The organism is uncultured Caballeronia sp. (assembly GCF_964243625.1).
GTDB lineage: Bacteria > Pseudomonadota > Gammaproteobacteria > Burkholderiales > Burkholderiaceae > Caballeronia.
In genome coordinates this window covers 1-4,485 of record NZ_CAXTGZ010000501.1, presented here as the reverse complement: position 1 = coordinate 4,485, position 4,485 = coordinate 1, and the positions used below count along the sequence as shown (strand labels likewise).

5 protein-coding genes are annotated in these 4,485 nt (G+C 58.2%); 3 read left to right on the top strand and 2 right to left on the bottom strand.

The window, feature by feature from the left end:
* Positions 1 to 782: helix-turn-helix domain-containing protein (locus tag ACFFAR_RS25655; protein ID WP_174365307.1), on the bottom strand; the 782-nt coding region annotated here is incomplete at its 3' end.
* A 140-nt stretch (positions 783 to 922) separates the two neighbouring features.
* Between ACFFAR_RS25655 and ACFFAR_RS25650 the strand changes: the two genes are divergently transcribed.
* Complete coding sequence (locus ACFFAR_RS25650; protein WP_174365308.1) at positions 923 to 1,651, top strand: ester cyclase; 729 nt, start codon at positions 923 to 925, stop codon at positions 1,649 to 1,651.
* A gap of 17 nt (positions 1,652 to 1,668) precedes the next feature.
* Here the strand turns inward: ACFFAR_RS25650 and ACFFAR_RS25645 are convergent, their stop codons facing one another.
* Complete coding sequence (locus ACFFAR_RS25645) at positions 1,669 to 2,040, bottom strand: single-stranded DNA-binding protein (protein ID WP_062169774.1); 372 nt, start codon at positions 2,038 to 2,040, stop codon at positions 1,669 to 1,671.
* A gap of 1,270 nt (positions 2,041 to 3,310) precedes the next feature.
* Here ACFFAR_RS25645 and ACFFAR_RS25640 point away from each other — a divergent pair.
* Both ACFFAR_RS25640 and ACFFAR_RS25635 read left to right on the top strand, forming a co-directional pair.
* Positions 3,311 to 3,667 carry a hypothetical protein gene (locus ACFFAR_RS25640; RefSeq protein WP_375508698.1) on the top strand — a complete coding sequence of 119 codons (357 nt, stop codon included), beginning with the start codon at positions 3,311 to 3,313 and terminating at the stop codon, positions 3,665 to 3,667.
* Positions 3,668 to 3,923: 256 nt separating this feature from the next.
* A complete protein-coding gene (locus ACFFAR_RS25635) occupies positions 3,924 to 4,310 on the top strand; it encodes a hypothetical protein (RefSeq protein ID WP_061999103.1) in 387 nt (128 codons plus the stop codon).
* Positions 4,311 to 4,485 lie beyond the last annotated feature (175 nt).

The following is a 4,485-nucleotide window of genomic DNA, read 5'->3' as shown; positions in this document are numbered from 1 at the left end:
AACGCTGCGGCTGTTGCTTCATCGGCGGGAAAGAACATCTCGATGGCAAGCTCCGACAGCGTCACATCGACCGGTGTGCCAAATACCAGCGTCGTCGTGATAAACGATAGACGTCCGGCCGTGGTATTCAACACGAACGGAATGGCGATGGACGATTCCATCGTCCGGTCTTCGTTCGAGGCGCCCGGATAGCTCGATAACTCGTCGCGCAATGCGATGAGTTGCACGTCGCCGCTCACGCGTATCTGGCCGTCGAGCCGTTCGAGCAGATGCCTTCGCCACTGCCCGAGATTCGCGATCTTCGACGCAAGCCCGTTCGGATGCAGGCTCAACCGCAGCACGTTGACCGGTGGCTCGAGCAGCGCAGGATCAGCACTGGCGACAAGCGCTGCGACCGCACCATTTGCCGATATCAGATTCCAGTGCCGGTCGATTGCCAGCGCCGGGTAGGGATAGTGTCCCTTCAACACTTGCTCGACGGCGAGCCGTGCGGGTGCCATCGATTGATCTTCGAGTGAGCGTTCCCGGAACACCGGCGCAAAGCCGGCTGCCGTGAGTAATTGATTACGCTCGCGCAGCGGAACATCGAGGTATTCGGCGAGACGCAACACCATCGCGCGGCTTGGCGAGGCTCGGCCGGTTTCGATAAAGCTCAGATGCCGGCTCGAAATCTCTGCTTCGTTGGCAAGCAAAAGCTGGCTCATGCGCCGCCGTTCGCGCCAATGCTTGATCAACGTGCCGATAGGTACGGCCGACACGGCCGTCGAGGTCAGAGTGTTCATGTCCTTACCTTAGCAAAGCGCCGTGCACGCGGCCATTACCTCTCGCGTAATCGACGCGCCGCGCGCCTCTCCCGATCATGACTTCCAGGCCGTGCCAATCCGGTTCGGCCGCAAGTCAGTCACGTTGAAAACAGGAGAGCATGATGACCGAGCATGAGGTTCTGGTGGGCTGTTATATCGATGCCTGGAATGAGACGGATACATCGCGCCGCGAAACGCTTGCCGCGCAGGTGTTGCAAGGAAGCGGGCGCTACGCCGACCCGATGATGAACAGCACGGGCCCCAAGGGCTTCGCCGGCATGATCGGTGCGTTCCAGGCGGCCATGCCGGGCTTGAAGTTCGAGCGTATTGGCAAGATAGATGCGACGGGACAAGTGGTGCGCTTCAGCTGGCGTCTGATCGATGCAACCGGGCGGCAGTTTGCAAGCGGCACGGACATCGGCGATTTCGGCATTGATGGACGCTTCGCCAGCATTACGGGCTTTATCGACAGTGCGTTGATGGGCCGCGACTGGAGTGTCGAGAAGTACGCAGCGTTCTGGGCGGCGCCGGATTTCAGCAAGCCGTCGGACGAACTGGCCGCGGATATCGAAGGATATTGGCCGGGGCTCGATACACCGCTGAAGGGCGTCGAAGCGTATGTTTGTCCGCTGCATGAATTGCTCCGGCGGGTTCCCGATTTCAGCCTCGAAGTCGCAGACTACGCAAGCCGCGGCGACACGGTTTTCATTCGATGGATTGCGACGGGTACGCACGAAGGTGTGCCACTGCGTTTCGAAGGCGTGGACTGCGTCCGGCACAAGGACGGTCAGGTCCATGAAAACCGCATCTTTTGCGACCACCCGCTGGTGCTTTCGTTGAACCGCTAAAAGGCTGTGGTCAGCGGTTATACATCGCCCAGGACGTCATCCTGATCCACGTCGATATCCGGCTGTCCGCGCACCGTGCGGCGCTTTTGCTGTACGTGATAGGCGCTCAGGACGGCGTGGACGACCATGTCCAGCGCCGGCTTCGCAATGCCTTGCTTGTCGGTCCAGACCTTCGGCGTAAGCGCGCCGGCGAGGGAGACGCTGTCGCCGTCATCGAGCGCCTGCAGCGCTTCTTTGGCTATATCGTCGAAAGCGATCACGTTGATGAAAAGGCTCTCGCCATCGCCTGCCGTGGCACGAACGCGGCATGTGACGAAATGCGTGCCGTGCTGGCCGGTGCGCACTTGCGCAGTACCGTAGAGTCGTCCGGAAACGAGACCGTCGATCATCGTATGTTCCTTCGAAATCACGGATTGTCTCACTGGGACTGCGACAGGGCGTGGTAACCGCGCAAGCTTTCGATTTGCGTTGCAAGCGCGCGAACAGCTTGAGTCAAATTTAGAAAGCGAAAATCGGCGTCCCAAGGCGTTTCTCATGCTGCGACGCATAAGCGCCCGCTAATCATGCCATTCATCCTAAAAAAGCATGCGCGTGCGGTAGGTAACGGTATAAGAACCGGACGCGACAAACACCATTAAAATCGCTTATCACTTTAATAATAAAATGCTACGATTATCGAAAGAGGGCGCTCTATGACGTAATGGAGTAACGCCACTAGACCTGAGAGTAATAAAAGAGCGCGTTGCCCTGCTTCATAGCAGGGCAACGATGCTTTACGAGCTAAATGAAAGGCCGGCTTAGGCCGTTGGCTTGGTTTCAGCTGATGGTCCCATGCGCCAGCCTATGCAATCTGCTTATCGGCCATAACCCAAAGCTAAGCGCACTTACACGATAAGCGTGTTGCCAAGCTCTCCAATGCCTTTACTTCGAACAGCGCTCCCCCTTCTGCTGTACCGTTCAGCGCGCTTGTAATGGCTGCATCACGGAAACCGTGATTGAATAGAACGTTATAACCAGGATCAGACGCCTTGCCGTTAGGTTGAATGAGCAAGCCTGTTGGCGAGGTTGGCAGATATATCGAATATGGTTGAGTGCCGAAACGTAGTGGCGAAAGCGGTAAAAGCCGGTTTGTCCGGGAAGCACTAAAAGAAACTACTGATCAGGCGCGATCGATATACCGTCCCGCGCCAAGCCATCCGAATAACAACGCGCAAGCAGCCGCATTTCCTCAGGCTGGTATACCAGATAACACGTCGAACGAAATGGAATGCCGGGAAAACATTTGTTATTGGCGAGGCCCGCTGGAAAATGACGGCAGTGTCTTAAGTCACAGCCATCAATAACGGGAAACGGTGGGAAACTTTAGCGGCAAGCTCAATCACGTTCGAACAATGTGCGCCGACCGACCTGCAGGCGGGACGGTGTGTGCAGAACTGGCGGCGCTCGTCAGGGCTGCGACAGATCAAGTGCCACTTCCCGATGTGAGGCAGAGGGGCGGCGCTGCTTTCTCACGCCAGGCCCCTGCACATCAGGCGAACCGCTGAAATTTTATGTCACATCCGGTCGGTAGTCGTAATTCGGGGTTACTGCGTTGAAACACTACCCGGAGATCGTTCAGCTAAGATTTCCATAACAACATTCCGTTGAGGTGGTCTTCAAATGAACAACAAGGTAAAGACATCGATTTTTGCAGGCGCAGTCGCCATCGGGGCGTTGGGACTGTCTGGTGCAGCTATGGCACAGGTTCGGTTAGGTGTGAATATCGGCGTTCCCGCGCCGGTGTATGTTGCGCCGCAACCGGTTTATGCGCCGCCCCCGCCACCCGTGGTCTATGCACCGCCGCCGCCCCCGCCGCCAGTTGTCTATGCGCCGCCTCCGCCGGTGTATGCGCAACCCGCGATCGTGATCGGCTGGCATGGCGACCGTTATTACGATGGCCACCGCTACTGGGCACGCGACGACTGGTACCGGCACCATGGCGGCGGTCCGCGATACGGCGATCGTCGCGGATATTGAGCGAACGCGGTCTGGTTCAAGTCCGAAGCCCCAGCGACAAGGCCATTCGGCGAAAGCCGGATGGCCTTTTATACAAGTTGCGCGGCAGCGATCCTCGCCGCTGTCCGCCGTCTTCCTGTACGTAACAAAGAGTAAGCTTTCCACAGACGATATCGCTCGTCACCGAACAACTTACAAAGTTGAAATACTGGATTGGTCTCGATCCGCTATATTCGCTTCCACCTGAACAATGACGGCCCGAGGCGCGCCTTTACACATGAATACGACCAGAAGCATTCGCAGTCTTGCAGGCATTGCCGGCATTTGCCTCATCACCTTGTCCGGCGCGGCCCACGCGGGCGGCGTGCACTTGGGTATCAATATCGGCATTCCTGCACCCGTCTACGTTGCGCCGCAGCCGTATTACGCGCCGCCGCCCCCGCCGGTCGTTTATCAGCCGGCGCCTGTGTACGCACCGCCCCCGGTCGTGATCGGGTGGTATGGAAACCGGTACTACGATGGACGGCGTTACTGGGCTCGCGACGACTGGTATCGGCATAATGGCGGCGGTCGGGGCTACTACGGTGGTCCGCAGCATGGCCATGGCGGCGGGGGCGGTGGAAATGGTCACGGCGGCGGTCACGGAAACGACCACCGCAGATAACTCCTCGCGCGATCCACAATACAAAAGGCCGTCCCGGTAAAACGGGACGGCCTTTGCATTTGCTGTAAGACCAAGGCTTCCGATCGACGAATTACTCCGCCGCAGCCAGAGGTGTCATGCCGCCAACCACCGCGTTGAAGCCGCTGTCGACGTGAATGATCTCCGCGCTGACGCC